The 23,474-nt window shown below is 75.6% G+C and carries 27 protein-coding genes; 17 read left to right on the top strand and 10 right to left on the bottom strand.

Annotated elements, in window-relative coordinates; translation table 11 throughout:
- Window positions 1-47 precede the first annotated feature (47 nt).
- From ACI8AF_RS18500 to ACI8AF_RS18480, 5 genes are all read left to right on the top strand, one after another.
- Window positions 48-956: an LLM class flavin-dependent oxidoreductase gene (locus ACI8AF_RS18500; RefSeq protein WP_456541204.1), complete on the top strand. Its 909-nt coding sequence runs from the start codon at window positions 48-50 to the stop codon at window positions 954-956.
- Between the two features lie 26 nt (window positions 957-982).
- Window positions 983-1,453 (top strand): hypothetical protein, encoded by a 471-nt coding sequence (locus tag ACI8AF_RS18495; protein WP_456541203.1) that lies wholly within the window; start codon window positions 983-985, stop codon window positions 1,451-1,453.
- Between the two features lie 98 nt (window positions 1,454-1,551).
- Window positions 1,552-2,295, top strand: coding sequence for a Clp protease N-terminal domain-containing protein (locus tag ACI8AF_RS18490; protein WP_456541202.1), 744 nt, complete (start codon window positions 1,552-1,554; stop codon window positions 2,293-2,295).
- Window positions 2,296-2,319: 24 nt separating this feature from the next.
- Window positions 2,320-3,171 (top strand): pyridoxal kinase PdxY, encoded by an 852-nt coding sequence (pdxY, locus tag ACI8AF_RS18485; protein WP_456541201.1) that lies wholly within the window; start codon window positions 2,320-2,322, stop codon window positions 3,169-3,171.
- A gap of 82 nt (window positions 3,172-3,253) precedes the next feature.
- Window positions 3,254-3,466, top strand: coding sequence for a hypothetical protein (locus ACI8AF_RS18480; RefSeq protein ID WP_456541200.1), 213 nt, complete (start codon window positions 3,254-3,256; stop codon window positions 3,464-3,466).
- 6 nt (window positions 3,467-3,472) lie between these two features.
- On the opposite strand, the gene ACI8AF_RS18475 is transcribed toward ACI8AF_RS18480, so the two are convergent.
- Genes ACI8AF_RS18475 through ACI8AF_RS18465 form a run of 3 tightly spaced genes read right to left on the bottom strand, consistent with a single transcriptional unit; the run spans window position 3,473 to window position 5,215 of the window.
- Window positions 3,473-4,447: an asparaginase gene (locus ACI8AF_RS18475; RefSeq protein ID WP_456541199.1), complete on the bottom strand. Its 975-nt coding sequence runs from the start codon at window positions 4,445-4,447 to the stop codon at window positions 3,473-3,475.
- Window positions 4,444-4,890 (bottom strand): DUF5709 domain-containing protein, encoded by a 447-nt coding sequence (locus tag ACI8AF_RS18470; protein ID WP_456541198.1) that lies wholly within the window; start codon window positions 4,888-4,890, stop codon window positions 4,444-4,446. The genes ACI8AF_RS18475 and ACI8AF_RS18470 overlap by 4 nt, the downstream gene beginning before the upstream one ends.
- A 40-nt stretch (window positions 4,891-4,930) precedes the next feature.
- A complete protein-coding gene (locus ACI8AF_RS18465; RefSeq protein WP_456541197.1) occupies window positions 4,931-5,215 on the bottom strand; it encodes a DUF1905 domain-containing protein in 285 nt (94 codons plus the stop codon).
- 134 nt (window positions 5,216-5,349) lie between these two features.
- On the opposite strand from ACI8AF_RS18465, the gene pgi reads away from it, so the two are divergent.
- The 4 genes from pgi (at window position 5,350) to ACI8AF_RS18445 (ending at window position 10,176) form a co-directional block, all read left to right on the top strand.
- Entirely contained in the window at window positions 5,350-6,996 is a 1,647-nt protein-coding gene (gene pgi, locus ACI8AF_RS18460; RefSeq protein WP_456541196.1) for a glucose-6-phosphate isomerase, read from the top strand.
- Window positions 6,997-7,552: 556 nt separating this feature from the next.
- A complete protein-coding gene (locus ACI8AF_RS18455) occupies window positions 7,553-8,041 on the top strand; it encodes a winged helix-turn-helix domain-containing protein (protein WP_456541195.1) in 489 nt (162 codons plus the stop codon).
- Between the two features lie 149 nt (window positions 8,042-8,190).
- Window positions 8,191-8,631 carry a hypothetical protein gene (locus ACI8AF_RS18450; protein ID WP_456541194.1) on the top strand — a complete coding sequence of 147 codons (441 nt, stop codon included), beginning with the start codon at window positions 8,191-8,193 and terminating at the stop codon, window positions 8,629-8,631.
- A gap of 90 nt (window positions 8,632-8,721) precedes the next feature.
- A complete protein-coding gene (locus tag ACI8AF_RS18445; RefSeq protein ID WP_456541193.1) occupies window positions 8,722-10,176 on the top strand; it encodes a selenium-binding protein SBP56-related protein in 1,455 nt (484 codons plus the stop codon).
- A gap of 71 nt (window positions 10,177-10,247) precedes the next feature.
- Here ACI8AF_RS18445 and ACI8AF_RS18440 read toward each other — a convergent pair whose 3' ends face one another.
- Together ACI8AF_RS18440 and ACI8AF_RS18435 are read right to left on the bottom strand one after the other, a co-directional pair.
- Complete coding sequence (locus ACI8AF_RS18440; RefSeq protein ID WP_456541235.1) at window positions 10,248-10,445, bottom strand: endonuclease domain-containing protein; 198 nt, start codon at window positions 10,443-10,445, stop codon at window positions 10,248-10,250.
- Between the two features lie 404 nt (window positions 10,446-10,849).
- Window positions 10,850-11,080 carry a toxin-antitoxin system YwqK family antitoxin gene (locus ACI8AF_RS18435; protein ID WP_456541192.1) on the bottom strand — a complete coding sequence of 77 codons (231 nt, stop codon included), beginning with the start codon at window positions 11,078-11,080 and terminating at the stop codon, window positions 10,850-10,852.
- A gap of 61 nt (window positions 11,081-11,141) precedes the next feature.
- Here ACI8AF_RS18435 and ACI8AF_RS18430 point away from each other — a divergent pair, with 61 nt between their 5' ends.
- The 4 genes from ACI8AF_RS18430 (at window position 11,142) to ACI8AF_RS18415 (ending at window position 15,577) form a co-directional block, all read left to right on the top strand.
- Window positions 11,142-11,978 carry a VOC family protein gene (locus tag ACI8AF_RS18430; protein WP_456541191.1) on the top strand — a complete coding sequence of 279 codons (837 nt, stop codon included), beginning with the start codon at window positions 11,142-11,144 and terminating at the stop codon, window positions 11,976-11,978.
- The gene (locus ACI8AF_RS18425) at window positions 11,975-12,799 is read left to right on the top strand and encodes a competence protein CoiA family protein (RefSeq protein ID WP_456541190.1); all 825 of its coding nucleotides are present in this window, start codon (window positions 11,975-11,977) and stop codon (window positions 12,797-12,799) included. Before ACI8AF_RS18430 ends, ACI8AF_RS18425 begins: the two co-directional genes overlap by 4 nt.
- 153 nt (window positions 12,800-12,952) lie before the next feature.
- Window positions 12,953-15,112, top strand: coding sequence for an RNA polymerase recycling motor ATPase HelR (gene helR, locus ACI8AF_RS18420; protein WP_456541189.1), 2,160 nt, complete (start codon window positions 12,953-12,955; stop codon window positions 15,110-15,112).
- A gap of 24 nt (window positions 15,113-15,136) precedes the next feature.
- A complete protein-coding gene (locus ACI8AF_RS18415; protein WP_456541188.1) occupies window positions 15,137-15,577 on the top strand; it encodes a VOC family protein in 441 nt (146 codons plus the stop codon).
- Between the two features lie 23 nt (window positions 15,578-15,600).
- On the opposite strand, the gene ACI8AF_RS18410 is transcribed toward ACI8AF_RS18415, so the two are convergent.
- Complete coding sequence (locus ACI8AF_RS18410) at window positions 15,601-16,185, bottom strand: dihydrofolate reductase family protein (RefSeq protein ID WP_456541187.1); 585 nt, start codon at window positions 16,183-16,185, stop codon at window positions 15,601-15,603.
- A gap of 77 nt (window positions 16,186-16,262) precedes the next feature.
- The gene (locus tag ACI8AF_RS18405; RefSeq protein WP_456541186.1) at window positions 16,263-16,613 is read right to left on the bottom strand and encodes a hypothetical protein; all 351 of its coding nucleotides are present in this window, start codon (window positions 16,611-16,613) and stop codon (window positions 16,263-16,265) included.
- Between the two features lie 66 nt (window positions 16,614-16,679).
- Here ACI8AF_RS18405 and ACI8AF_RS18400 point away from each other — a divergent pair, with 66 nt between their 5' ends.
- The 3 genes from ACI8AF_RS18400 to ACI8AF_RS18390 all read left to right on the top strand — a co-directional run bounded on the left by ACI8AF_RS18400 (window position 16,680) and on the right by ACI8AF_RS18390 (window position 19,499).
- Window positions 16,680-17,060 carry a nuclear transport factor 2 family protein gene (locus ACI8AF_RS18400; protein ID WP_456541185.1) on the top strand — a complete coding sequence of 127 codons (381 nt, stop codon included), beginning with the start codon at window positions 16,680-16,682 and terminating at the stop codon, window positions 17,058-17,060.
- Between the two features lie 48 nt (window positions 17,061-17,108).
- Window positions 17,109-18,068 (top strand): LppW family protein, encoded by a 960-nt coding sequence (locus tag ACI8AF_RS18395; RefSeq protein ID WP_456541184.1) that lies wholly within the window; start codon window positions 17,109-17,111, stop codon window positions 18,066-18,068.
- A 102-nt stretch (window positions 18,069-18,170) separates the two neighbouring features.
- Window positions 18,171-19,499 (top strand): NAD(P)/FAD-dependent oxidoreductase, encoded by a 1,329-nt coding sequence (locus ACI8AF_RS18390; RefSeq protein ID WP_456541183.1) that lies wholly within the window; start codon window positions 18,171-18,173, stop codon window positions 19,497-19,499.
- On the opposite strand, the gene ACI8AF_RS18385 is transcribed toward ACI8AF_RS18390, so the two are convergent.
- A complete protein-coding gene (locus ACI8AF_RS18385; protein WP_456541182.1) occupies window positions 19,496-20,668 on the bottom strand; it encodes a cysteine--tRNA ligase in 1,173 nt (390 codons plus the stop codon). The two genes, ACI8AF_RS18390 and ACI8AF_RS18385, sit on opposite strands and share 4 nt — an antisense overlap.
- Before the next feature lie 79 nt (window positions 20,669-20,747).
- Between ACI8AF_RS18385 and ACI8AF_RS18380 the strand changes: the two genes are divergently transcribed.
- Window positions 20,748-21,416, top strand: coding sequence for a hypothetical protein (locus tag ACI8AF_RS18380; RefSeq protein ID WP_456541181.1), 669 nt, complete (start codon window positions 20,748-20,750; stop codon window positions 21,414-21,416).
- On the opposite strand, the gene ACI8AF_RS18375 is transcribed toward ACI8AF_RS18380, so the two are convergent.
- On the bottom strand, window positions 21,413-21,760 hold the full coding sequence (locus ACI8AF_RS18375; RefSeq protein WP_456541180.1) for a hypothetical protein: 348 nt from the start codon (window positions 21,758-21,760) through the stop codon (window positions 21,413-21,415). The two genes, ACI8AF_RS18380 and ACI8AF_RS18375, sit on opposite strands and share 4 nt — an antisense overlap.
- Window positions 21,761-21,770: 10 nt before the next feature.
- Complete coding sequence (locus ACI8AF_RS18370) at window positions 21,771-23,435, bottom strand: CocE/NonD family hydrolase (protein ID WP_456541179.1); 1,665 nt, start codon at window positions 23,433-23,435, stop codon at window positions 21,771-21,773.
- Window positions 23,436-23,474 lie beyond the last annotated feature (39 nt).

The following is a 23,474-nucleotide window of genomic DNA, read 5'->3' as shown; positions in this document are numbered from 1 at the left end:
CCGCCGCAGGGTTCCACGACTCCGTCCGCCGCTCCAGACTGCGGCCCATGACCGTCGCCGTCGGCACGATGCTCCCCGACTTCTCCGGCGCCTCGCTCCCCGCCCGGCGCGCGATGGTGGCCGCGCTGGAGGACGCCGGGGTCGACCACCTGGCGATCGGCGACCACGTCAGCTTCTTCGGCGGGCACGGCTTCGACGGCCTGCTCCAGGCCGCGCACCTGCTCGCGCTGACCGAGCGGCTGCCGGTGCACATCGGCGTCTACCTGCTGGCGCTGCGCCACCCCGTGGTCGTCGCGCGCCAGCTGTCGGACCTGGCGGCGCTCGCGCCGGGCCGGCTGGTGCTCGGCGTGGGGATCGGCGGGGAGGACCGCCACGAGTTCGAGGTGTGCGGGGTGGACCCGGCCACCCGCGGCCGGCGCACCGACGAGGCCCTGGAGCTGCTGCGCCGGCTCTCGACCGGCGAGGCGGTGACCAGCGCGGGGCCGTGCTTCCCGGTGGTCGACGCGCGGGTGCTGCCGCCCTGGGACGTGCCGGTGGTCGTCGGCGGGCGGTCGGCGGCCGGCGTCCGGCGGGCCGCGCGCCTCGGCGACGGCTGGCTCGGCATCTGGGTGTCCGCCCGCCGCTACGCCCAGGTGACCGAGCAGGTGGCGCAGCTCGCCGCGGCGGACGGGCGGGGCGAGGTCGCCTGGCGGCACGGGCTGCAGGTGTGGTGCGGGTTCGGCGCCGACGCCGGGGACGCGACGCCGCCGCTGGCCCGCGCCATGGAGCAGCTCTACCAGCTGCCCTTCGACGCGTTCGCCCGCTACTCGCCGGCCGGCAGCCCCGAGGACGTCGCCGCGTTCCTCGCGCCCTACGTCGAGGCCGGCTGCCGCAGCTTCAACCTCATCCCCCGCGCCGCCGACCCGGAGCGGGCGCTGGCCGGCGTCGCCGAGGTCCGCCGGCTGCTGCAGAACTGACGGTGGGTCCACCTAGCGTGCCCGCCATGACCTCTCCCGACCCCGTCCTGGCCCGCATCGGGTCCGCCGTCGAGCTGGGCGCCACCGACCGCGGGGCCGCCCGTGCCGAGTTCACCGCGATCTGGGACGAGCTCGGGCCCGCCGGCGACCCCCTGCACCGGGTGGCCGCGGCGCACCACGCCGCCGACGTCCAGGACGACCCGCGCGAGGAGCTCGCCTGGGACGGGCGGGCCCTGGCGGCCGCCGACGCCGTGACCGACGAGCGGGCCGCCGCGGCCGGGGTCACCTCGGCGGTCGCCGCGTTCTACCCCTCGCTGCACCTCAACCTCGGCGAGGCGCACCGCAAGCTCGGCGACCTCGACGCCGCCCGGCACCACCTCGAGCGCGGCCTGGCGGCGGCCGGCGCCCTGCCCGACGACGGCTACGGGGCGGTGATCCGCGGCGGGCTCGACGGCCTGGCCGCCCGGCTGGAGGTCACGCCGTCCGGCGGCAGGTGAGCCGGAGGTCGAGCCCCCACCCGCTGGCTCGGCCGGGTCGGCGGGTCATCGTCAACCAGTGGTTGACGATGACGGCGCGTCAACCTACGGTTGACGCCATGACCCAGCCCGCGCCGCTGTCCCAGGCCGTCCGCCTGGACGACCTCATCGCGACGATCACCAGCGCCCACCAGGACCCGCTCGAGCAGCTGACCGACGCCGTCCTGCTGGCCGACCACATCGGCGAGGTCGCCGACTCCCTCATCGGCCACTTCGTCGACCGCGCCCGCCGCACCGGTGCCTCGTGGACCGAGATCGGCGCCAGCATGGGCGTCACCAAGCAGGCGGCCCAGAAGCGGTTCGTGCAGCGCACGGGTGCCGAGAACGCGGCGCTGGACCCGAGCGCCGGGTTCGGCCGCTTCACCCCGCGCGCCCGCAACGTCGTCGTGACGGCGCAGGACGAGGCCAAGGCGCGCCGCCACGACCGGATCACCGTGGGCCACCTGGTGCTCGGCCTGCTGTCGGAGCCCGAGGGCCTGGCGGCCAGGGCGATCGTGGCCCAGGGGCTCGCGCCGGACCGGGTCCGCGAGGTCGCGGAGCGCACGCTCGGCCCGGCGGTGGCGGAGGTGCCGGAGATGGTGCCGTTCGACGACCACGCCAAGTCGGTGCTCGAGGGCACGTTCCGCGAGGCGCTGCGCCTCGGGCACAACTACATCGGCACCGAGCACGTCCTGCTGGCGCTGCTCGACGCCGAGGACGGCACCGGCGTCCTGGCCGGCCTGGGCATGGACCGCGCCCGCGCCGAGACCGACATCGCGGCCGCGCTGTCGTCGATCGCGAAGGGGGCCCGGCAGCAGGGGTAGCGCCGTGTGCCACCGTGTCCGGCTGTGACCGCGGTCCTCTCCATCCAGTCGCACGTCGCCTACGGCCACGTGGGCAACTCGTCGGCCGTCTTCCCGCTGCAGCGCCTCGGCATCGAGGTGTGGCCCGTGCACACCGTCCAGTTCTCCAACCACACCGGCTACGGCCAGTGGCGCGGGCGGGTGTTCGACGGCCAGGCGGTCGAGGAGATCGTCGAGGGCATCGCCGAGCGCGGCGTCCTCGGCACCTGCGACGCCGTCCTCTCCGGCTACCTCGGCTCGGCCGACATCGGGCACGCCGTCGTCCAGACCGTGCAGAAGGTGCGGGCCGCCAACCCGGCGGCGGTCTACTGCTGCGACCCGGTGATCGGCGACGTCGGCCGCGGGGTGTTCGTGCGGCCGGGCATCGAGGAGCTGCTGCGGGAGGTCGCCGTCCCGGCCGCCGACCTGGTCACCCCCAACCACTTCGAGCTCGACCTGCTCGCCGGGACGACGACCCGCACGCTCGCCGAGGTCGAGGACGCCGTCGCCGCGGTGCAGGCGCTCGGCCCGCGGGTCGTGCTCACGACGTCGCTGGTCACCGACGACACCCCCGACGACGCGGTCGACCTGCTGGCGTCGGAGGGCGGCCGGCACTTCCGGGTGCGCACCCCGCGGCTGGACGTCTCGGTCAACGGGGCCGGTGACGCGATCGCCGCGCTGTTCCTGGCGTCGTGGCTGGAGACCCGCTCGGCCGCCGAGGCGCTGGGCCGCGCGGCCGCCTCGGTGTTCGGGCTGCTCGCGCGCACCGAGGCGGCGGGCTCCCGGGAGATCCTGCTCGTCGCCGCGCAGGAGGAGTTCGTGGCGCCGTCGCGCACCTTCGACGTCCACGAGGTCTGAGACGCCCCCCGCCGGGGTAGTGCAGGGGTCACGCGACCGGTCGAACCAACGCGCCGACGCTCTGTCTCCTGGAAGTGCCTCCATGCCGACCGTTGCTGACCAGGTCTCCGACATCGACCGCCGCATCGTGGCCGCCTACACCGACCTGAACGTCGCCCGTGCGCGGTTCTACCTCGATCCCTGCGGTGAGGTCGTCACCGCCTGCGAGCAGGCGGAGGCGACGGTGAACGAGCTGCTGGAGCAGCGGTTCGCCATGACCGGCGGCACGCCGTCCACCCGGCTCCAGGCCGCCTGACCCGGCCTACGGCTGCGCCACCCGCGCGAACGCCGCCGCCGGATCGCCGCCGCAGGCGAGCACCAGGGACAGCAGCACCCGGGCCTTCGGCCCGTCGAGGAACCCGGCCGGGACCAGCCCGCGGGCCAGCAGGTCGGTCTCCGAGCCGTCGAAGCCGTAGGTCGAGCGCAGCACCTCACCCGCGCCGGTCCGCCCGGCGAGCACCACCGGGACCTCGGCGGCCAGCGCCGACAGCGCGGGCACCCACGACGACGGCACGTGCCCGCCGCCGAACCCGGCGACGACCAGCCCGGCGTACCCGGCCGCGCGGACGGCCCCGAGCAGCCGGCCGTCGTCGCCCGCCGTCGCGGTCACCAGCGCGACCGGCGGCACCGGCCCGGGCGCCGGGTCGACCACCGGCGGCAGGGGCGGCGGCCGCAGCGCGATGCGGCAGCGCCCCTCGGCCACCCAGCCGACCGGCCCGGCCGTCGGCGAGGTGAAGGCCCCGGTGCGCTGCGCGTGCGCCTTGCGGACGAAGCGGGCCGCGTGGACCTCGTCGTCGGCGACCACGAGTGCACCCAGCCCGGCCGCCGCCGGGTCGGCCGCCACCGTCACCGCGGCGTGCACGTTCGCCGGACCGTCGGCACCCGGCAGCCCCGGGTGGCGCATGGCGCCGGTCAGCACCAGCGGCCGCTCGCCGCGCACGAGCAGGTCGAGGGCGAAGGCTATTTCCTCCAGGGTGTCGGTGCCCTGGACGACGACCACCCCGTCGGCGTCGTCGCTCACGAGCGCGGCGGCCAGGGCCACGGCGTCGTCCAGCGTCAGCTCCCCGGACGGCACCTGGCGGAACGCCACCGGGTCGACCCTCGCGACGTCGGCCAGTCCGGGCACGGCCGCGAGCAGCTCCGCGGCGCCCAGCTGCGGCGCCACCCCGGTGCCGCCGCCCGGCACCGAGGCGATCGTGCCGCCGAGCGAGCAGAGGGAGACCCGGCGCCGGGTCACCAGCGCTCGTCGTCGCGGACGACGTGGACGGCGGCCTCCTCGGCCGACGCGCCGGCACCGTCGATCCCCTCGTCCTCGGCCCAGAGCTCGGCCTCGTCGTCGCCGTACCCGTCGTCGCCGGCCGCGAGCCGCCCGGCCCGGTCGCCGCCCACCTCGTCGTCGCGCAGCTCCCCGTCGGTGCCGACGACGTCGCCGAGACCGTCACCGTCGTCCTCGGCCGGGCCGTCGGGCAGCTCGCGGGCGAGCCGGCCGTCGAGGCTCTCCCCCGCCTCCTCCTCGGCCTGGGTCATGCCGAAGTCCGTGGACGCCACCGCGGTGTCGCGCGGCGAGTAGCCGCGGTCGAGCACGTCGCCGTACGAGTCGTCCTCCAGGACGTCCTCGGGCTCGAGCAGCCCCGAGGCCTCCTGCGCGTCGGTGTCGTCCTGGCCGCGGTAGCCGCCCATGCCTCGTTCTCCTCCCCGGCCGCCCCCGGGGGGGACGGCGTCAGCCGATGCGCTCGGACAGGTGCACGGTCACCGTGTCCCCCGGCTCCTTGCCGATCGCGCGTCGCACATCGTTGCGCACCGGCAGTTTGTGCGTGCCGTCGCCCAGCGCCATGAAGGAGCTGGAGAACGGGTGCCCGTCGACGGTGCCCCGCACCTTGACCAGGCCGCGGGTGCCGAAGAACTCGGCGGAGCCGTCCATCTGCACGTACGTCCAGCCGCCCTTGCTGGGGCTCTTGAGCAGTTCTGCGGTGAAGGTCGCGTCCAGCGGTCCGGTCGTGGCCATGGTCGCCGTCCTCTCGTGAGGTGCCTGCACGGTGCTCGACCGCCCGGCCCACCGGAACTCATCGCGGGCCCGCGGTGGCCGCCCGCCCGCGCGGTACGGAAGGCTCACCACCAGGAAGACGAGACGGAGGAAGCATGCCGATCAGCGAGACCCCGGAGTGGCGGGCACTGGCGGAGCACCACGGGCAGATCCGGGACCGCCACCTCCGGGAGCTGTTCGCCGAGGACCCCGGCCGCGGCACCGCCATGACCGCCCGCGCCGGCGACCTGACCCTCGACTACTCGAAGAACCGGCTGACCGCCGAGACGATCCGGCTGCTCGCCGCCCTCGCCGACGCGGCCGGCCTGCGCGAGCGCACCGAGGCGATGTTCGCCGGCGAGCACATCAACTCCACCGAGGACCGCGCGGTCCTGCACGTGGCGCTGCGCGACCCCGCGACCAGCGGCGCCACCGTCGACGGGCAGGACGTGCGGGCCGACGTGCACGAGGTGCTCGGGCGGATGGCCGGCTTCGCCGACCGGGTGCGCAGCGGCGCGTGGACCGGGCACACCGGCGAGCGGATCCGCGCCGTGGTGAACATCGGCATCGGCGGCTCCGACCTCGGCCCGGCCATGGCCTACCTCGCGCTGCGCGACTACTCCGACCGGTCCCTGACCTTCCGGTTCGTCTCCAACATCGACCCGACCGACCTCGCCGAGGCCACCCGCGACCTCGACCCCGCGACGACCCTGTTCGTCGTCGCCTCCAAGACGTTCACCACGCAGGAGACGCTGACCAACGCCAGGGAGGCCCGCCGCTGGCTGGTCGAGGGGCTGGGCGGTGACGAGAAGGCGGTGGCCAAGCACTTCGTGGCGGTCTCGACCAACGCCGCCAAGGTGGCCGAGTTCGGCATCGACACCGACAACATGTTCGGGTTCTGGGACTGGGTCGGCGGCCGGTACTCGTTCACCTCGGCGATCGGGCTGTCGCTGATGGTGGCGATCGGGCCCGAGCGGTACCGGGAGCTGCTCGACGGGTTCCACACGGTCGACGAGCACTTCCGGACCGCGCCCTGGGAGGAGAACCTGCCGGCGCTGCTCGGGCTGATCAGCGTCTGGTACGTCGACTTCTTCGGCACCCAGAGCCAGGCGGTGCTCCCCTACTCGCAGTACCTGGCGCGCTTCCCCGCCTACCTCCAGCAGCTGTGCATGGAGTCCAACGGCAAGTCGGTCACCCTCGACGGCTCCGCCGTCGACGTGGCCACGGGCGAGATCGTCTGGGGCGAGCCGGGCACCAACGGCCAGCACGCCTTCTACCAGCTGCTCCACCAGGGCACCGTGCTGGTGCCGGCCGACTTCATCGGCTTCGCCCAGCCCAACGACCTCTCCCACGACAGGGACCTCGACGGCATGCACGACCTGTTCCTGTCCAACTTCCTCGCCCAGCCGCGTGCCCTGGCCTTCGGGCGCACGGCCGAGGAGGTCGCGGCGGAGGGGACGGCGGCGGCCGTCGTGCCGCACAGGGTGATGCCGGGCAACCGCCCGTCCAACGCCATCGTCGCGCCGAAGCTCACGCCGTCGACGCTGGGCCAGCTGGTCGCCGCCTACGAGCACCGGGTCTTCACCCAGGGCGTCGTCTGGGGCATCAACAGCTTCGACCAGTGGGGCGTCGAGCTCGGCAAGGTGATGGCCAATCAGCTGGCGCCGATGCTGCAGAGCGAGCAGGCGCCGGAGTACGACTCCGACCCGAGCACCAACGCGCTGGTCAGATACCTGCGCGAGCACCGGGGGCGGCCCGCCTGATGCACACGGGGTGATCGGACCCGTCACAGCCGACGCACAGCGGGGCGGCCGACGGTTCCCTCGTGCGCGGGAACCGTCGGTACCGGCTGCTGGCAACGGCGCGGCGGTCGCGCTCGCCGCCGGTGCGGTGACCGTCCCGCTGCACCACCCCGCCGGGACCGTTGCCGTCGTCGGCGCCGCCACCTTCCTCGCCGCGGTCGACGACCCGCCCCTGCTCGACTGGATGCGGGCGGCGCCGGCGACCGGCGCCGCCCGCACTCGGCCGGCGTCCTGGCCGACGGGCGGGTGGTCGTCATGCTCGGCGACTTCCCGACTCGACGACGTGGGCGCAGGCGGCGGCCGCGCTCGACGTCGCCGCGGCCGCGGTGCTCGCCGGGACCTCCTGAGCACTCGGTATGCACACCATCCCGACCGGCATGGTGCGCTTTGTGGTAGGAAGTCGTCATGGTCCCCCCGACGCTGAGCCGGCGCCTGCACGTCGACCTCGTCCGGGTGCCCGCGGGCTGCTGTCGGCCGGCCTGACCCCGCCGCCCGCCAGCTCCGCAGAGGACCCGTCATGACGCTCGCCCCGGTCACCCCGCTCCGCCGTCCCGTCGCCCTTCGGGCGGTCGCCGACCCCGCCGACCGACCTGTCGCCGTCCTGGTGCTCACCGAGGACGGCCGGCTGCTCTGCTCCGACCCCGACCGGGTCGTCGACATCGCCGCGGCGCTGCACGGGCTCGCGAGGCGGGACGAGACGCCCACCGACCCCGCGGCGATCCGGCTGGGCCGGCTGGTCGTCGAACCCGACGCGTACACCGCCCTGGTGGCCGGTCGCCGGGTCCCGCTGACCGCCCGCGAGTTCGAGCTGCTGCGGGCGCTGGCCCGCGCCGCCGGCCGCACGCTCAGCCGCGCGCAGCTGATGCGCGAGGTGTGGCCGGCCGCCGACGGGGCCGCCGGACGCACGGTGGACGTGCACGTCACCCGGCTGCGCCGCAAGCTCGGCCCCGCTGCCGCCCAGCTGAGCACGGTCCGGGGCGTCGGGTATCGGCTCGACCCGTCTTGATTTCGGGGCACCGGGACCAAGGGCCCTGCCCCGAAAAGTCGATCCCCGGCACTCTGTGCGCCGTCGGGCTCCGCAAGCGGCCCGCCGGCGTCGCCGGGTCGCTCCCGTCTCCCCCAGTCCTCCCCCACCCCTGCACGTGGAGGTCGTACATGCCCGCTGTCGTGGTGGCCGAACGGACCACGACCGGTCGTACCGAACCGAACGTCGTCGCCGATCCCCTGGCGACCTTCCCCCGGAGGATCCGCGGCCACGGCGCCGACGGTCGGCCGTGGGAACTGCTCACCAGCCGTGCCGGCGTGGAGGTCGTGACCCCCGCGGGGCGGCTCGCCGAGGCGCAGGTGTGCGACGAACCCGAGCGCGTGGTCCTCGACTTCCGGGCCGAGCTCCCCGGCCTGCCCGGCGACATCGCCGCGAGCCTCGTCGGGCAGGCGTTCGCCCACCCGGCCGTGCGCAGCCGGCGGCCGGTCCTGGTCGCCCTGCCGCGCGGCGAGAGCGCGGTGCTCGACGAGGTCCTCGCCCGCACCGACGGCGGCTGCCGGGTCGCCGGCGTGACCTGCCTGGTGGAGGGGCGGGTCCGCACCCCTCGCTGACTGGTCCGTCATGGACCGCCACAGCCTTTCCCTACTAACTTGATCGGGTCGGACGCGTCCGTCCCGCGCCAGGTCAGAGGAGAAGCTGCGATGAGCGAGCACGACCACCACCGGCACCACGACGGTGGGCACGAGAACCACACGTCCGACCCGACCTTCTACCGCACCCCGTCCGACGCGATCGCCGCGCCGACCGAGCAGCTGGCGTACGTGGTGGCCTTCGACCGGGCCGCGCAGAAGCCGGACGCGCTGACCGTCGTCGACACAGACCCCGGCTCCGGGACCTACGGGCAGATCGTGGGCTGGGCCGACCTGCCGACCGTCGGCGACGAGCTGCACCACTTCGGCTGGAACGCCTGCTCCAGCGCGCTCAAGCACGAGGGCCACGACATGGGCGAGGACGGCCTGCAACGGCGCTACCTGCTGCTGCCGGGGCTGCGCAGCTCGAACATCCACGTCTACGACACCCAGCCCGACCCGCGGAACCCCGTGCTGCACAAGACCATCGAGGCCGAGGAGCTGGCGGAGAAGGCCGGCTACTCGCGCCCGCACACGCTGCACTGCGGTCCCGACGGCGTCTTCCTCACCTGCCTGGGCAGCGGGGACGGCGACGAGGGGCCCGGCGGCATCGCGCTGCTCGACCACAGCACCTTCGACGTGCTGCGGGCGTGGGAGACCGACCGGGGGCGGCAGTACCTGGCCTACGACGCCTGGTGGCACCTCAACCAGAACGTCCTGGTCTCCAGCGAGTGGGGCACGCCGTCGATGGTGGAGAACGGGCTGGTCCCCGAGAAGCTGCTGGCCGGCGAGTACGGCCACAAGCTGCACTTCTGGGACCTGGCCGAGGGCCGGCACCTGCAGGAGGTCGACCTCGGCGCCGAGCACCAGATGGTGCTGGAGCTGCGGCCCTCGCACGACCCCGAGGCGACGTGGGGCTTCGTCGGCGTCGTCGTCTCCACCGCAGACCTGTCGGCGTCGGTGTGGCGCTGGTTCCGCGACGGCGAGGAGTGGAAGGCGGAGAAGGTCATCACCATCCCCGCCGAGCCGGCGGACCCGGCCGACCTGCCGCCGGCGCTGGCCCCGTTCGGCGCCGTCCCGCCCCTGGTCACCGACATCGACCTGTCGGTCGACGACCGCATGCTCTACGTGTCCTGCTGGGGCATCGGGGAGCTCAAGCAGTACGACGTCTCCGACCCGGCGCACCCGCGCGAGGTCGGCTCCGTGCACCTCGGCGGTGTGGTGCGCCGGACGCCGCACCCGGCCCGCCCCGACTTCCCGCTCGCCGGCGGGCCGCAGATGGTCGAGGTCAGCCGCGACGGGCGGCGGATCTACGTCACCAACTCGCTCTACGGCGCCTGGGACGACCAGTTCTTCCCCGACGGCTGCGGCTCGTGGATGGCCAAGATCGACACCGACCCGGCCACCGGCGGGCTCACGCTCGACGAGCGGTTCTTCCCGCACGGCGACGACTGGCGCGGCCTGCGCCCCCACCAGACCCGCCTGCAGGGCGGCGACGCCTCGAGCGACTCCTACTGCTACCGCTGATCGGGCTTTCCGGGCGGCGGTGATGTGCGTCCGTGGCGGGTGTCCGGCCCGGAACCCGCCACGGACGCACATCACCCGCCCGCCGGCACCGCCCGCCGGGCCGCGCAGACCTGGAGGACCTCCCGCCCGACGCCTTCGGGATCCGTGGTCAGCCGCCGGTAGGTGAAACGCAGGACGACCCATCCGCACGCGGCGAGGGCGACGGCTCGGCGGGTGTCCCGCTCCCGGTCCTCGGGTGAGCCGTGGAACGCGGCGCCGTCGAGCTCGATCGCGATCCGCAGCCCCGGGATCGGTCAGGACGTCGCGGACGCCCCAGATCTCGAGCTCGCTGTGGCAGCCGGACTCGACCGGCCCGATCAGCTGCTGCAGGCTCGCCCTGCCCGGGAGCCCCCGGACGCCGGTGCAGTTCGGCGGCGAGCTGCCGGGGCCCGCGTCCTCCGGTCCCGCAGCACACCGCGCCCGGACAGGGGCGCAGCAGGCGACGGGCCCGCACCCAGCCGTCGACGCTGTGCCGGTCGGCCCGCCGCGCGAGGTCCGACGTCCGCATGACGCCCTCCGGGCCGAGCAGGGCGACCAGGTCGTGAGCCATGCCGTCACGCTGCTGCCGCCGGCTCCTGCGGCCCACGCCGTCGGCAGGTCTGTGGAGGACGACGTCACCCGTGGACGCCGGGCCTCAGCCCATCGCGGTGACCTTGTAGGGGGCACCGCTGCGGTCGTACGTCGTCCACTCGCCGACCTGGCGACCGCGGTCGAAGTGCCCGGAGCGGAGCATCGTCCCGTCGAGGCGGAACCACTCCCAGTAGCCGTCGGGCTGCCCGCCGACGACCCGCCCCCGCGCCCTGAGGGAGCCGTCGCGGTGGTGCTCCTCGTGCAGCCCGTCCTCGCCGAACTCCGCCCGTGGCATGCCCGGGAGGATGCCAGTCGACCACCGGAAAGCGTCGGTACCCGCCGTTAGCGTCGCGGGCATGACGGCTCCGAGGACCTATCCGCACGGGGTGACCTGCTGGATCGACACCGAGCAGCCCGACCTCGACGCGGCCGCCGCGTTCTACTCCGGCCTGTTCGGCTGGACCCTCACCGACGCGGTGCCGCCGGAGGCGCCCGGCTCGTACCTCGTCGCCACCCTCGACGGGCAGGACGTCGCGGCGCTCGCACCCGCCGCCGACACGCAGGCCCCGGCGTGGAACACCTACGTCGCCGTGGACGACGCCGACGCGACCGCCGCGGCGGTGCAGACCTCCGGCGGCGTCCTCGCCGTCCCACCGGCGGACGCCGGCCCGGGCGGCCGGGCGGCGGTGTGCGCCGACCCGCTCGGCGCGGAGTTCCGGCTGTGGCAGGCCCGCCGCCGGCCGGGCGCCCAGCTGACCAACGCGCCGGGCACCTGGAACTTCAGCGACCTGCACACCCCCGACCGGTCGACCGCGATGGCGTTCTACCGGCCGCTGTTCGGCTGGCGCGACGTCGACATGGCGATGGACGCCGGGACGATGCTCCAGGTCCCCGGCTACGGCGACCACCTGGCGGCGACCGTCGACCCGGGCATCCACGAGCGCCAGGCGTCCGCGCCGCCCGGGTTCGCCGACGTGATCGGCGGGCTCCTGGTCAGCGGTCCCGGTGAACCGGCGCACTGGCACGTCACCTTCAGCGTCGCCGACCGCGACGGGAGCGCCGCCACCGCCGAGCGCCTGGGCGCGACCGTGCTCGCCCGCGACGAGAACCCGTGGACCCGCACCGCGCTGGTGCGCGACCCGCAGGGCGCCGAGTTCACCGTCAGCCAGTTCACCGCGCCGGACGACTGGTGACGACGACGATGCCGGTCGGGTCGCAGGTCGAGGTGCCGGGCGCCCTGCGCTGGGCGGTCACCGACGGCGCTGCGGGCACCCACGCGGTGCCCGCGCCGGACGACCGCGAGGACGCGCGGCAGGTGCGTGAGCACTACCGGGGCGCCTTCTGGTGCAGCACCGAGGCCGGCGGCTGCGGCGGCAGGCTGCAGCTGGTGGTCGCCGGCCGGCTCCCCCGGTTCCGGCACGTCGACGACGGGCCGTGCCGCTTCGCCGACGGCGGTGCCGACGCCGCCCTCGCCTACGAGCACCTGCGCTACCAGCGCGCCGTCATGGCCTGGCTGGCCGCGCAGGGCCACCGCGGACGGGTCGAGAAGGTCCGCCGCCCGGACGGCCGCACCGACCTGCACGTCGTCGTGGACGGTCTCGCGGCCGCCGTCGAGGTCCAGCTCTCGCCGCTGCCCGACACCACCTGGCGGGAGCGCGACGACGCCGCGCGCACCCGGTTCCGGCAGGTCACCTGGCTCTACGGTCCCGCGGCGGAGGCCGCCGCGACCACCGAGGCGGCGGTGCGCGGGGTCGCCTTCGCGCTGCGCCGCCAGGGCGCCGGCCTCGCGGTGGGGGTCCGCGACGTCGACGGCCGGACGCGCTGGGTGCGGCTCGGCGCCTGCCGGCTGGGCGCCGACGGGTTCGTCGCGCCGGGCGTCGAGGAGGCCCGCGCCCTGCACGCCCGGCGCGCGGAGGAGCGGGCGCAGGTCGCCCGTCGGGCGGCCGGACGCCGGCGGGGCGCGGCACGGGAGTCCTGGGCGGAGCCGATGCTGCCGCTGCCGTTCGCGGGCTGAGGGGGATCGTCCGAGCGGACGGGGAGCGGGGGCCTGTTCGTCCTCCCACTCGAACGTATAGCGCACCCCGGGGCTTGCGGCAAGACCCGGGACGGGCCGCAGAATCGCCGGCCGAGGCCACCGCCTCGAGCCCGCGAGTCGCGAGGGAACTCCTTGATCACCACCGCTTTCGCCCTTCCCGACAACCTCTCCGCCAAGGCCGACCCGGCGCTGATCGCCGACGACGAGCAGCACTTCGCCGCGGTCGCCGAGAGCCTCGACCGGTCGATCGCCGAGCTGTCCGACCGCCTGGAGACCGAGCGCCGATCGCAGGGCCGCGGCGGCCAGGCCGCGCTGGACCGGGACCTGGAGGTCCACCGGCTCACCGCCCGCCTGCGCACCCTGCGCCGGTTCGGGCTCGACCTGTGCCTCGGGCGCATGGTCGGCGCGGACGGCGCCGAGCCCGTGTACGTCGGCCGGCTCGGGCTGACCGACAGCGACGGCCGCCGGCTGCTCGTCGACTGGCGCTCGCCGGCCGCCGAGCCGTTCTTCGGCGCCACCCACGCCTGCCCGATGGGGCTGGCGAGCCGCCGCCGCTACCGGTGGACCCGCGGGCGGATCACCGACTACTGGGACGAGGTGTTCACCCCCGACGGGCTGGTCGGGCACGCCGCCCTCGACGACCAGTCCGCGTTCATCGCCAGCCTGGGCAGCAGCCGTTCACCCCGCATGCGCGACGTGCTCGGCACCATCCAGGCCGACCAGGACGCGATCATCCGCGCGGGCTCGCAGGGGGCGCTGGTCGTCGACGGCGGCCCGGGCACCGGGAAGACCGTCGTCGCGCTGCACCGCACCGCCTACCTGCTCTACGCCGACCCGCGCCTCGGGCACCACCGCGGCGGCGTGCTGTTCGTCGGGCCGCACCAGCCCTACCTGGCCTACGTCTCCGACGTCCTGCCCAGCCTCGGCGAGGAGGGCGTGCAGACCTGCACCCTGCGCGGCCTCGTCCCCGAGGGCGCCGCCGCCGCGGAGGAGCGGGACCCGCGGGTGGCCGCCCTGAAGTCGTCGGCGGACATGGTCGCGGCCGTGGAGACGGCCGTCCGGTTCTACGAGGAGCCGCCCGCCGAGGGGATGACGGTCACCACCCCGTGGGCCGACGTCCGGCTCACCGCCGACGACTGGGCGGAGGCCTTCGACGCCACCGACTCCGGGACGCCGCACAACGAGGGGCGCGAGCAGGTCTGGGAGGCGATGCTGTCGATCCTCGTCGACAAGCTCGACGTGGACGACGACGACGTCCCGGACGGCGCGGTCCGCCGGTCGCTGGCCCGGGACCGGGAGCTGCGGGCGACCCTCGACCGGGCCTGGCCGCTGCTGGAGGCGGCCGACCTCGTCGGCGACCTGTGGTCGGTGCCGGCGTACCTGCGGACCTGCGCCCCCTGGCTGACGCCGGACGACGTCCGGTCCCTGCAGCGGGCCGATCCGCACGCCTGGACGGTGTCGGACCTACCGCTGCTCGACGCCGCCCGGCAGCGCCTCGGCGACCCGGGGGCGGCGCGGCGCAGGCGCCGGCAGGAGGCCGCCGCGGCGGTCGAGCGCGAGCGCATGGCGGGCGTCATCGACGAGCTGATCGCGGCCGACGACTCGGAGCTGCTGCTGATGACGAGCCTGCGCCACCACGACCTGCGCGACGCCCTGGTCGACGAGGGAGCGCTGCCCACCGCCGACCCCGACGTGCTCGCCGGCCCCTTCGCGCACGTCGTGGTGGACGAGGCGCAGGAGCTGACCGACGCGGAGTGGCAGATGCTGCGGCTGCGGTGCCCGTCCGGGAGCTTCACGATCGTCGGCGACCGCGCGCAGGCCCGGCACGGCTTTCCGGAGTCGTGGCAGGAGCGGCTCGAGCGCGTGGGGCTGGACCGGATCGCCCTGGCCTCGCTGACCATCAACTACCGCACGCCGGAGGAGGTCATGGCCGAGGCGGAGCCGGTCATCCGGGCCGCGCTGCCCGACGCCAACGTGCCGACCTCGATCCGCAGCAGCGGTGTCCCCGTCGTCCACGCGTCGGTGTCGGAGCTGCACTCGGGCCTCGACGCCTGGCTCGCCGAGCACGCCGAGGGGACGGCCTGCGTCATCGGCGCCCCGGCGTTCCGGGCGACGCCCCGGGTGCGGTCGCTGACCCCGGTGCTGGCCAAGGGGCTGGAGTTCGACCTCGTCGTCCTCGTCGACCCGCAGGACTTCGGCGAGGGCATCGAGGGAGCGGTCGACCGCTACGTCGCCATGACGCGGGCGACCCAGCAGCTCGTCGTCCTCACGAGCACCGCCCAGGGGACATGACCCGACGACGGAGGAGGAACCACCATGCCGGTCCGGCGGATGGACCACGTCAGCGTCGTCGTCGACGACCTCGCGGCCGCCACGGCCTTCTTCCTCGCGCTCGGCATGGAGCTGGAGGGCGAGGCGCCGATCGAGGGACCCGTGGTCGACCGCCTCAACGGGCTCGACGGCGTCCGGGTCGACATCGCGATGATGCGGACCCCCGACGGCCACGGCCGGCTCGAGCTGACGAAGTTCCACTCCCCCGAGGCGGTCAGCCCCGAACCGGAGAACGCACCGGGGAACGTGCTGGGCCTGCGCAGCGTGATGTTCGCCGTCGACGACCTCGACGCCACCCTGGCCGGCCTGCGCGCCCACGGCGCGCGGCTCGTCGGCGAGGTGGTGCGGTACCAGGAGGCCTACCGGCTCTGCTACGTCCGCGGCCCCGCGGGCATCATCGTCGCGCTGGCCGAGCAGCTCGGCTGACTGTGAGGCTGGCCGGGTCGTCCCTAGCGGATCACGTGGTGGCGGAGGAAGACGATTCCCGAGCCGAGGGGGCGGGTCTCGACCAGTTCGAGGTCCACCCGCTGCTCGCGCTGGGGGAAGAAGGGGATGCCCCCGCCGACCAGCACCGGGTAGACCCTGGGCCGGTACTCGTCGATGAGCCCGGCCGCGGCCGCCTCGGTGGCGAGGGTCGCGCCGCCGATCGCGATGTCGCCCTCCCCGGGCGCGGCCCGCAGCCGCTCGAGCTCCTGCGCCAGGCCACCGGAGGCCAGGCGGGCATTGCCCCGCACCGCCGACAGCGTCCTGGAGAACACGACCTTGGGCAGCGCCTTCCACAGTGCGGCGAACTCGCGCCGCGCGTCGACGGAGATCCCGACCTGCTCGAACAGCTCGTCGTGCGACGGGTCCTCGTCGGCGGTCTCCCAGTACAGCATCGACTCGTACAGCCGGCGGCCCAGGACGTGGACCCCGAGCTCCCGGATCTGGTCGGTGGCGAAGCGGAAGAGCTCGGGATCAGGGGGCGACCAGTCGAAGCCGCCGTCCGGCCCGACGATGTAGCCGTCGAGCGAGACGCCCATCTCATAGGTCACCCTGCGCACCACGATCCTCCTCGCTGTCGGCCTGCCCGTACGACCCCCTGGGGCCGCGGAACTCATCGCACCTCGACCTAGCCGGCGCCGCGGGCCGCAGCGGCGAACGCCTCCGCCGCCTCGGCGCCGTCGAGGGCGGTGTACCGCTGGACCCGCTCCCCCAGGCGCAGCTCGACCAGCACCTTGCGGCCGCCGCGCACCGCGACCTCACCCACCTCGGCCAGCGGCACCGAGGCGACGGACGGCTCGCCCAACAGCTGCGGCTGCACCAGCCACAGCCGGCCGTCGGCCACGGCGAACACGAGCACGCCGACGAGCCCGCGCCACGGGCCGGGGGTCGCCGCCCTGAGCACCGCCTGCGGCTGCCGCCCCTCCATGGCCAGCCGGCCGATGAGGAAGGCGCTGGCCGCGTCGGCACTCATGAACACGCGGCACAGCGTGTCAGGAGGTGGACGGCGGTGCTGTGGGTCCCCGCCGTCCAGCATGATCGGCCGGTGACCGACGACACCGACGTCAAGGACGTGCTGACCGCCGAGGACCGCCGCTACCGGGCGATGCTCGACGCCGACCTGGCCACGCTCGACGAGCTGTGCGCCGACGAGCTGAGCTACGCCCACTCCAGCGGCGTCCGCGACACCAAGGCGGAGTACTTCGAGAAGGTCCGCAGCGGCTACTACGTCTACCACCGCATCGACCACCCGGTGGAGCGCGTCGAGGTCGTCGGCGACACCGCGATCGTGGTCGGGCGGATGACCGCCGACATCCACGCCGGCGGGGTGGCCAAGACGATCGACAACCTGAGCCTGGCGGTCTGGTCACGTACGGTGAGCGGCTGGCGGCTGCTCGCCTACGCCCCGACGTCTTTGCCCAGCTGACACCCGGTGTTTGAGTGATCATGCACCCGTCCGGCGCAGGATGGGTGCATGGGCCCGAGCAGCCGGTCCTCCGGACGGCGGGTGCGGCGGACGCTGCTCGTCGTCCCCGCCGCCTCGCTGGTGGGCGCCGTGCTGCTCGGCTCGGCCGACGGGTCCACCGGCACCTCGGTCCTCTCGACCGCCCTCGTCCCGGTCTGCACGACCGAGCCGCACGTCCCCACGCCGCCGGTGGCGCGCCGCGCCGCTCCCCCGGCGGTCCCCCCGCCCGTGGCCGTCGACGCGGCCGCCGTCCTCGGCCAGGTGCAGGCCGTGGCCGCCGCCGCGGGCGGGACCGTCACGGTCGTGGTCACCGACGTCCTCGGCCGGCAGGTGCTGGCCGGTCCGGACGCCGGGCGGCCGGTGCTCACCGCCTCGCTGGTGAAGCTGCTCGTCGTCGCCGAGGTGCTGGCCCGCTGGGGCGGCAACCCCCCGCCGGAGGACCGCGCCCTCCTCGAGCGCACCGCCGTCTCCTCCGACGACACCGCGATGAGCGCCCTGTGGGGGCGCCACGACGGCCCGGGCCTGGTCACCGCCGCGACCGCACGGCTCGGCCTGACCGGTACCTCCCCGCCGGCGGACCTGGACCAGTGGGGCGAGGCGCTGATGAGCGCGACCGACGTGGCCACCTTCCTCTCCCGCGTAGACGAGGCGTACGGGCCGGGGGTAGCCGGCCCGCTGACCGCGTGGCTGCGCGCGACCACGCCCACCGCGGCGGACGGCTTCGACCAGCGCTTCGGGCTGCTCGCCGCCGGGATCGCCGGACCGGTCGCCGCCAAGCAGGGCTGGATGTGCTGCGTCGACGGCCGCCGGCAGCTGCACTCGGTGGGGCTGCTGCCCGACGGCCGCGCCGTCGTCCTCCTCGGTGAGTTCTCCCCCGCCACGCCGTGGGCCGCCGCGGCCCGCGCTCTCGACGCCGCGGCCGCCGCGGTCGTGGCCGGCACCGCCGGCATCCCCGCGCAAGGCGGCTGAAGGGGTTGACCCGCACGCCGCACCTCCGGTCAGGTGGACGGCGTGCTGCATCGAGCCGGTAGGAGCAGGTGGACACCCCCGACGGGCGGGGAGCGGCCGCGGGTGGTGGTGGTCGGCGGCGGGTTCGCCGGCTTCTACGCCCTGAAGCGGCTGCAGCGCACGCAGCGGCGGCACGGCGCCGAGCTCGTGCTGGTCAACCCCACCGACTACCTGCTCTACAGCCCGCTCCTGCCCGAGGTGGCGACCGGCGTGGTCGAGGCCCGGCACATCGCGGTCTCGCTGCGGCGGGTGCTGCCCCGGGTGCGGCTGGTCCTCGGCCGCGTCGAGGACGTCGACCTCACCGGTCGCACCGTGGGCGTGGTCGCCCGGGACGGCTCCGCGATGACGCTGCCCTGGGACCGGCTGGCCCTCGCCCCCGGCTCGGTCACCCGCCAGTTCCCGATCCCCGGCGTCCCCGAGCACGGGCGCGGGATGAAGACGCTGGTCGAGGCGGTGTTCCTCCGCGACCACCTGCTCGAGCAGCTGGACCTGGCCGACGCGACGCCCGACACCCCCGCCGGCCGCGCCGAGCGCGCCGCCCGGCTCACCGTCGTCGCCGTCGGGGCCGGCTACACCGGCACGGAGCTCGTCGCCCAGACCCAGCGCTGGCTGCGCAAGATCGAGAGCCGGTGGAGCCGTACGCGGGCGCAGGACGTCCGGTGGGTGCTGGTCGACGTCGCGCCCGCGGTGCTGCCCGAGCTCGGCCCCGAGCTCGGCCGCCGGGCGCTGGAGCTGCTGCGCCGCCGCGGCGTCGACGTCCGGCTGCAGGTGTCGGTCGCCTCCGCCGACGAGGACGAGGTGCGGCTCACCGACGGCACGACCGTCCCCACCCGCACGCTGCTGTGGGGCGCCGGCGTGGTGCCCAACCCGCTGGTGGACCGGTTGGGGCTGCCCACCCGCCGCGGCCGCCTGGTGGTCGACGCCGACCTGTCGGTCCCCGGCGTACCGCACGTGTGGGCGGCCGGGGACGCCGCCGCCGTCCCCGACCTCGCCGCCGAGGCCGAGGCCGACACGCGCTCCGACACGCCGCCGACGGCGCAGCACGCGCAGCGCCAGGGCACGGTCATGGGCCGCAACATCGCGGCCGACCTCGGCGTCGGGAGGCCGAAGGACTACCGCCACAAAGACCTGGGGCTCGTCGCCGACCTCGGCGGCTGGGACGCCGTGGCCAAGCCGCTGGGCGTGCCGCTGACCGGCCCGCCGGCCAAGGCGGTCACCCGGGGCTACCACCTCTACGCCCTGCCCTCGACGCCCAACCGCGTCCGGGTCGCCACCGACTGGCTGTTCCAGACCATCCTGCCGCCGGAGTCGACGCAGCTCTCGGTCGTCCGCCCCGACGACGCGCGGATGGCGATCGCCCAGGGCCTGCCGCCCCGCGAGGCGGCGGGCTAGGCGAGAGCGAGCGCGCGCAGCGCGGTGCGGGCGGCGACCCCGCCCTCCTCCTCGGCGACGGCCAGCGCCCGCGGCACGTCGAGGTCGTCGAGCAGCGCCGCGAGGACGGCGTCCCCGCCGCGGCCCCCGCCGCGCCCGGCCGCCGCGTACAGCGACTCCAGGCGGGCCGCCGCGGCGTCGAGCCCCGCCGGCTCGAATTCCCACGCCGCGCCCCACGGCCGGTCGAGCAGCAGCAGCCGGACCGCGGCCGCCGGGTGCTGCTCGAGCAGGTCGGCGACCAGGGTGAGGTTGCCGGTCGACTTGGCCATCTTGGCGCCGCCCTGGCGCACGGCCCCCACGTGCAGCTGCCGGCGGGCGAACGGCGTCACCGACGCCGCCGCCTCGGCCATCGCCGCCTGGTAGGCGTGGTGCGGGAAGGCGAGGTCCTCCCCGCCGACCAGCACGTCGACCGACAGACCGAGCGTGGCGGTGGCCATCGCCGCGCACTCGGCGTGCCAGCCCGGCCGGCCCCAGCCCCAGGCGCTCGGCCACGCCGGGTCGGCCTCGCCCGACGGCCGCCACACCGGGACGTCGAAGGGGTCGTCCTTGCGCGGGTCGTCGGGGTCGTCGCCGAACTCGCGGGCCAGTTCCAGGGCGCGTTCGCGCGGCAGGCCGGAGCGCCCGGCCACCGCGGCCCCGCGGAACCAGACGGTGCCCTCCCGCTCGTAGGCCGTGCCGGCGGCGAGCAGGGCGACGGCGAGGTGCTGCACGTGCGGCACGTGGTGCCGGGCGCGCGGGCTGTGCGTCGGGCGGTGCACGCGCAGCGCCTGCATGTCGCGCTCGAACAGGAACTCCTGGCTGAGCGCGAACTCGTCGTAGTGGCGGCCGCGGGCGTCGGCGGCGCGGGTCAGCACGTCGTCGACGTCGGTGACGTTCCGCGTCGTGACGACGTCGGCGCCGGTCGCGCCCAGCACGGCGGCGAGGACGTCGGACCAGACGAAGGTGGCCGCGTGCCCGAGGTGGGTGACGTCGTAGGGGGTGATGCCGCAGGTGTACACGCGGGCCGTGCCGAGCACCGGGAGCGCCGATCCGCCCAGTCGCAGCGAGGTCGTCGGGACCGCCCGGTCCGCGCCGGTCACCCGTCCCGCGGAGCCCACCACGCCGGACGAGGGCACCAACCGCGCAGTCATGACCTCATCCTGCCGGGGACACGCCGGGCGGTGACGTCCGGCCCTGGCTGGTACCGGACGGTTCCGGTAACACTGGTCCATGACCGCCGCGGCCGAGCCCCCGTCGCTGCTGCTGCACACCGTCGAGAACCTCGCGGAGTTCCACCGCGAGCACGAGAAGTTCTACGCCGCCGCCCCGCGCGAGCAGGCCGTCGTCCTCCAGCGCCACGCCAGCACCCTGCACGCCGTGGCCGACCGCACCGCCGCCGAGCTGGCCGGCGTCCTGTTCCTCGAGGGGCAGGGCGCGCCGCCGGGCCTGGCCGCGCTGCGCCGCGAGGTGCGCACGCTCGGCGTCGAGGACGTCGCCACCGGCGAGTGGATGACCAAGGCGATGCAGGCCGCGTGGACCACCGCGGCCGCGCTGCTGGACATCGCCCCGCTCGACGACCTCCTGGGCGAGCGCCACCGGATCGTCGCCAACGACTGGCAGGCCGCCGGCGCCACCGTCGTCGCCGGCCGGCTGCTCGAGCGGGCGGCCGACGTGCTCGACCGGCTCGACCCCGGCGCCGACGGCGACCCGCCGGCCGCCGGGCGCACGCCGCCGCTGCTGCACTCGGCGGCCGAGCTGATCGCCCGGGCGGCCGACCTGCTCGGCGAGTCCGCGGGCCTGGTGCAGGACAACGAGCGGCGGTGGCGGGTCTTCCACGACCGGGTGGCCGCCCTGCTGGCGGTGCCCCCGCCGGCCGAGCCGCCGGCCGAGGTCTCCTAGTCCCGGGCGTCGAGGCGGTCGAGCAGGTCGCCGGCGGCCTGCTCGACCGCCTCGTGCCCGTTCTGGCTGGCCCGCTGCTTGGCGTGGATGAGCGCCGCCCGGTTGACCGTCCGGAAGTCCCCGTAGGGGAACGCGAAGCGGCCCTTGGTCTCCTCGCTCGCCCCGGGGTCGACGGCGAGGTGCCAGGCGGCGAACTCCTCCCACCCCTTCTCCTCGATGACCTCGTTGCCCTGCTCGGTCGACGGCGCGGCGGTCGACCACTCGGTGCCGGTGTCGACGTCGCCGCCGTCGATCAGCTCCCGCGCGCGGCGCACGGCTGCCTGGTTCACCTCGTAGTCGGGCATGCCGATCCCCCTACCCCGTGACGGGCAGGAGCAGCCGGGAGGCGCCGGAGCCCAGCGTGAGCGTGCGGTGCGAGGGCTTGAGCGAGCTGCCGGTGGCCGGGTCCTCGCCGGTGCCGAGGTTGCGGGCCCACCGCGGCAGCGAGCCGCCGGCGACCTGCAGGCGCAACCGCGAGCCGGCGCGGAAGCGGTGGGCCAGCGCGTCCAGCTCCAGCCGCACCGTGCCGCTCGCCGCCGCCGGGTCGAGCCGGCGGAACCCGTCGCCGACGTTGCGCGAGCGGCCCTTCGCGTCCACCTCGCACAGCCGCACGAACAGGTCGGCGTGCGGGTTGTCGGTGGTGTGCGCGAGCTCGACCACCGGGACGCCGACGACCTCCAGCGGCTCGGTCAGCACCGGGCCGGTGAAGGTCACGACGTCGTCCCGGGCCTCGAGCCGCGCCTGGTCGACGTAGCCGCTCCCGGCACCGAGCAGCCGGCCACCGACGGTGGGCGTGGGGAAGGACGGGTCGTAGGTGAAGGTGGCCGGCGCGGCGTCGGCGGCCGCTGGCTCGTCGCCCAGGCCCCCGCCGGGCTGCAGGAAGACCACCCGCTCGCGTGCGACCGGCGGCCAGGAGGGCAGGTGCCGCCACTCCCCCGCGCCGGTCACGTGCAGGTGCACCGGGGACTCCCGGCGGCGGGTGCCGGCGCCGGCGAGGTGCTCGGCCAGCCAGTCGAGCGTCTCCCGCGTGACCACGGCGCCGCCCTTGGTGAGCACCTCGGTGTGGGTCCAGGGGCCGACGGTCAACGCCACGTCGACGTCGCGGTCGCGCAGCCGCGCGTACTGCTCCAGCGTCTGCTCGAGGAAGAGGTCCTGCCAGCCGCCGACGAGCAGGACCGGCACGGCCACCCGGTCGAGGGCGGCCGAGAGCCGCATCGGCGTCCAGTGGTCGTGGTTGGCCGCGGTGTGCGCGACCCAGTCGCGGTACCAGGGCGCCCCGCCGGCGAGCACCCGCTCGCCCGCCTCGACCAGCGGCACGTCGTGCAGCGCGGCGCGCAGCCGGCGCGGCGCGGTCGCCTGCCGGACGATCCCGCGCAGCGCGCTGCCGTCCTCCTGGTGGGCGACCATGTCGCTCCAGCCGAGGAAGTCGTCGAGCTTGAACGACCCGGCGCCGTGCACGCTCTGGTGGAAGTCGTGCGGGCCGACCAGCACCACCGCGGCGGCGAGCTCGGGCGGCGGGTCGGCCATCAGCGCCCACTGGGTGAAGCCGAGGTAGGACAGCCCGAGGGTCGCGAACCGGCCGCCGAACCACGGCTGCTCCCGCAGCCAGGCGACGGTGTCGGCGCCGTCCTCGATCTCGTGCTGCATGGGCTCGAAGCCGGTGCCGGAGCCGAACGTGCCCCGGACGCTCTGCAGGACGACGTGGTAGCCGCGCTCGGCGTAGAGCCGGGCGAACCCCAGGGGCCAGACGCCCTTCCGGCCGTAGGGCCCGCGCACCAGCACGGTGCCCCGCGCCTGCCCGGTGGGAGCGTAGTGGTCGGCGAGCAGCTCGACGCCGTCACGCATCGGCACCCGCACGTCGGGGGTGACGGTGTAGTCGCCGGCCGGCGGCGGGAGCCGGAGGGCCCGGCCGAGCGCCCGGTCGACGAGCCGGCCGGGGCGGCGGCGGGGCCGGGCGGGGGTGGGCGGGGTTCCGGTCACGGACGGCGTCTCCTCGGGGTGCGACGGTGCACTGGGTGC

It is taken from the genome of Blastococcus sp. SYSU D00669, assembly GCF_054050715.1.
Note: the sequence above shows the minus strand (reverse complement) of the source record. Positions and strands in the feature narration are given on the sequence as shown.